Raw genomic sequence first — 3,527 nt, 5'->3', positions numbered from 1 at the left:
GTGCAAGAATGATATGAGCGAACTTTGCTACCCCACAAATAAACAGTAGCCTCTGATTTTACTTTAATATCAACTTGATCGACTGTGTAATAAGCCCAAAGAGCACCTAGCCGGTAACACATTGAACAATTACAACTGGTAATTGATTCTAGTAGCATGTCTGCTGTTATAACGATATTACCGCAATGACAAGTAGCTTTGACCATGTTTCCTCCTTGAACACTTAACGCCTTGCTAAGCGGAGAGCGCTAGCGAGTCCAGTGGAGGCCGTCTTTTGGCCGGAACGATGCTTGAGCAATTTGTTAGGCTACCTGAAATTTTTAAGAACTTTGTATTTAATACTTTGGTTGGTGGCATTAATGATTTCTAGTAACGCCCCCTTGTAACCTATTACATTAGACTCGTTTAAATCGTACTCAACATCATTTGAGAAGGCTGGTCTAGCCTTATTATTAGAAAACTCTCGATAGCTAATATTGACTTTATTTCCGATTTTTCCAGAGTAAAGTAGTGTTTGCTGAAAAGATAACATGTCATTGTTTGTGTGTTTGGTGATGTCATAGTCAGCATCTGAGCAAACTGTACCACCAAACGCAGAAACACCGCAGATTTCCTTTTCGTTATGATCAATATACATACCGCCATAGGGATCAGCTAAGGTACTTTTTTGGACCATTCCATAGTTCGTTGGAGCGTAAAATACTTTGTTCCCGCTGTATCCGACTTGGGTGTATATACCAGGAGAAAAAGTGTAAGAGCCGAGCAAACCTACTGAGGTTGTATACTTCAGAGATATTGCATTGACAGTTTTCTTGCTGCCTTTTGCGAGCATTTCCTCGCCAACGAAAGCAGTTGTTTCAGTGCCAATTGCGGGGTAATCAATTAGTGTTTCTTCTATTCCTCCACCATTCTTCTTCAACGAAGTACATCCAGAAAGAACTATTAATGCTATTAAAATTCCTATCGTCTTCATACTTAATCCGGTTTCTGGTTAATGAATAAGCCTAACGCTGCCAACAACGGCAGACTTGTAGTTGTGATTTTTGTGCCATAATGGCGAAGCCATGCACAAAAAGCGCGGCTGCAAGGCTGTCCAAACCACGAAGTGGTTGATGTTGCTTGGCCTTGTTAGTTGTACGGTTGCCTAGATAGTTATTTAGAACGATCCATTCCCCGATCACAACGATTTTAAAATTCTGATCTTTTGTTTGGCCTTCTACTCTCGCTTGATCAGGATGAGAATGATACTGATGATACCTAATACAATGCTGCTAACGAAGTGGCCATAAATAGAACGGGGTATTATGCCCCTATTCAATGCCGAATAATGTGACGAAAAGAACAATACATTCAGCCCTTCAATCTTCGGGGATTAAAACAACTAACGCCCAGCACAACGGAGGAGCGAAAGTGGCTGCTTTTTTGGAACAAAAAAGATGCGACTTTTGCGGAGTCCGTTGGTGCTGCTGGTTATGTTTTTAATTTCTAGATTTCCATTCATTGAGTGCGATTTCCAATTCTTTAGCAATGGGCGAAGCACCAAGGCTTTTGCTTTTTGATGATTCTGGATTACTACGTATGTTACTCGCAAGCTGTTTTATGAATGCAACACCTTTGGCCTTATAGTGGTCTATTTCGGCTTTACTAAGTACTACTTCGACCGTATAAATACCAACAGAGCCACAAACTACTGACAAAATAAAGTTTTCGTTGTGGCGGAGTAATGTCCAGCTCCAGTTTTCTATTTCGACCTTTTCCATGACCACCTAGAGAACATAACGCTTTTATAAACGGCGCACGGCTCTATCGTGCGTCCAACGCAGGCCACGTCTCTTTGTGGCCGGAGTGATGTTTGATGAACTGGTTAGATGTTTTAGAACACCCAACTAAACCAAACACCACGTTAAAACCTAAGTGCTTGCCTTGAGACAAAAACACCATAGATGGCGACTTTACCGGACTTCCTAGGAACACACCACCGACGAAGCCTCTACAAATAAAAATGTGCCTGAGAAGCTTGAACAGCAGAGCGGAACAGTTGGAAACCGTACCACCTACCCTAAAAATTTAAACGGAAAGATGCCAGATTAGAAACGTGCATTCCTTGCCGAATATTGAGCCTTAACCTTTAAGGCAAAAAAAACATTTAACGCCTGTAGCTGCGGCCGAGCGAAGCGAAGTCCAGCCATAGCGTCTTTTTGCTGGGGCGAGACAGGCTACACTTGTTAGATTAAAACAGCCCCATTTTCTCGTTAATTGAGCGGCCATCGTTATTTCTATCTGCGATATAAAGAGAAAACAATAACAATAATATTGCCACAAAACCAAGACCGTAAAGTAATAATACAGCTATAGACACCCTTGCAATGTAAGCCGATGTTTTTGTTTTTATATACCTATAAAGAATACCGATTATTGCCACAGATATTAAAATTGAAGCAATTGTATTAATGCTGCCCCGGCCATTATCAAAGCCGACTCCCAACAAAACAATAATGAGCGGTGAAGCAGAAACTGCTATATTTTTAAGGTTGATTGGCCGAAAATTGAACTGCTGTTCACAACGCTCATTGAATTCGAAAGTAGCTTTCTTACCAAAATAAAAAGCGGCTACACAAACAACTACCGCCAAAACCAATAGTGTAATTTCCATATTATCTCCTATAAAAATCTAACGCTTACATAAAGGGCCGGCGCGTCGCGACGGTCCAGCCCAAACTTGTTTGGGCGATCTTTGATGTACTGGTTAGATGTTTTGATACACCCAACAACCCAAACGCCACGTTGTGTAGCCGAAGGCGAAACTTGAGTACCTGCCTGCGACTAAAATATATGAGTTGATGACTTTACCGGATTCCCTAGGAACACACCACCAACGAAACCTCTACAAATTAAAATGTACCTGAGAAGCTTAAACAGCGGAGCGGAACAGTTGGAAACCGTACCACCTACCCTAAAAATTTAAACGGAAAGATGCCAGATTAGAAACGTGCATTCCTTGCCGAATATTGAGCCTTAACCTTTAAGGCAAAAAAACATTTAACGCTTTTATAAACGGCGCACGGCTCTATCGTGCGTCCAACGCAGGCCACGTGTTTTTGTGGCCGGAGTGATGTTTGATGAACTGGTTAGATGTTTTAGAACGACCAACTACACCAAACACCACGTTAAAACCTAAGTGCTTGCCCAGAGACAAAAACACCTTAGATGGCAACTTTACCGGATTCCCTAGGAACACACCACCGACGAAGCCTCTACAAATTCAAATGTGCCTGAGAAGCTTAAACAGCAGAGCGGAACAGTGGGAAAACGTGCCACCTACCCTAAAACTTTAAACGGAGGAATACATGATAAGAAACGAGCATTCCCTGGCGAATATTGAGCCTTAACCCTAAAGGCAAAAAAACATTTAACGCTTTTATAAACGGCGCACGGCTCTATCGTGCGTCCAACGCAGGCCACGTTTCTTTGTGGCCGGAGTGATGTTTGATGAACTGGTTAGATGTTTTAGAACACCCAAGTAGAAC

The 3,527-nt window shown here is 42.0% G+C and carries 3 protein-coding genes and 1 pseudogene; all 4 read right to left on the bottom strand.

The window, feature by feature from the left end; translation table 11 throughout:
• Window positions 1–206 (bottom strand): annotated as a pseudogene (locus tag A3729_RS33950) (aldehyde-activating protein); the annotation flags it as partial.
• A gap of 101 nt (window positions 207–307) precedes the next feature.
• Window positions 308–919, bottom strand: a complete 612-nt coding sequence (locus A3729_RS12645; RefSeq protein ID WP_082880484.1) for a hypothetical protein — start codon at window positions 917–919, stop codon at window positions 308–310.
• A gap of 559 nt (window positions 920–1,478) precedes the next feature.
• Window positions 1,479–1,760 (bottom strand): hypothetical protein, encoded by a 282-nt coding sequence (locus A3729_RS12640; protein ID WP_068633550.1) that lies wholly within the window; start codon window positions 1,758–1,760, stop codon window positions 1,479–1,481.
• 470 nt (window positions 1,761–2,230) lie between these two features.
• Window positions 2,231–2,653: a hypothetical protein gene (locus A3729_RS12635; RefSeq protein ID WP_068633967.1), complete on the bottom strand. Its 423-nt coding sequence runs from the start codon at window positions 2,651–2,653 to the stop codon at window positions 2,231–2,233.
• Window positions 2,654–3,527 lie beyond the last annotated feature (874 nt).

The organism is Oleiphilus sp. HI0043, assembly GCF_001634935.1.
Note: the sequence above shows the minus strand (reverse complement) of the source record. Positions and strands in the feature narration are given on the sequence as shown.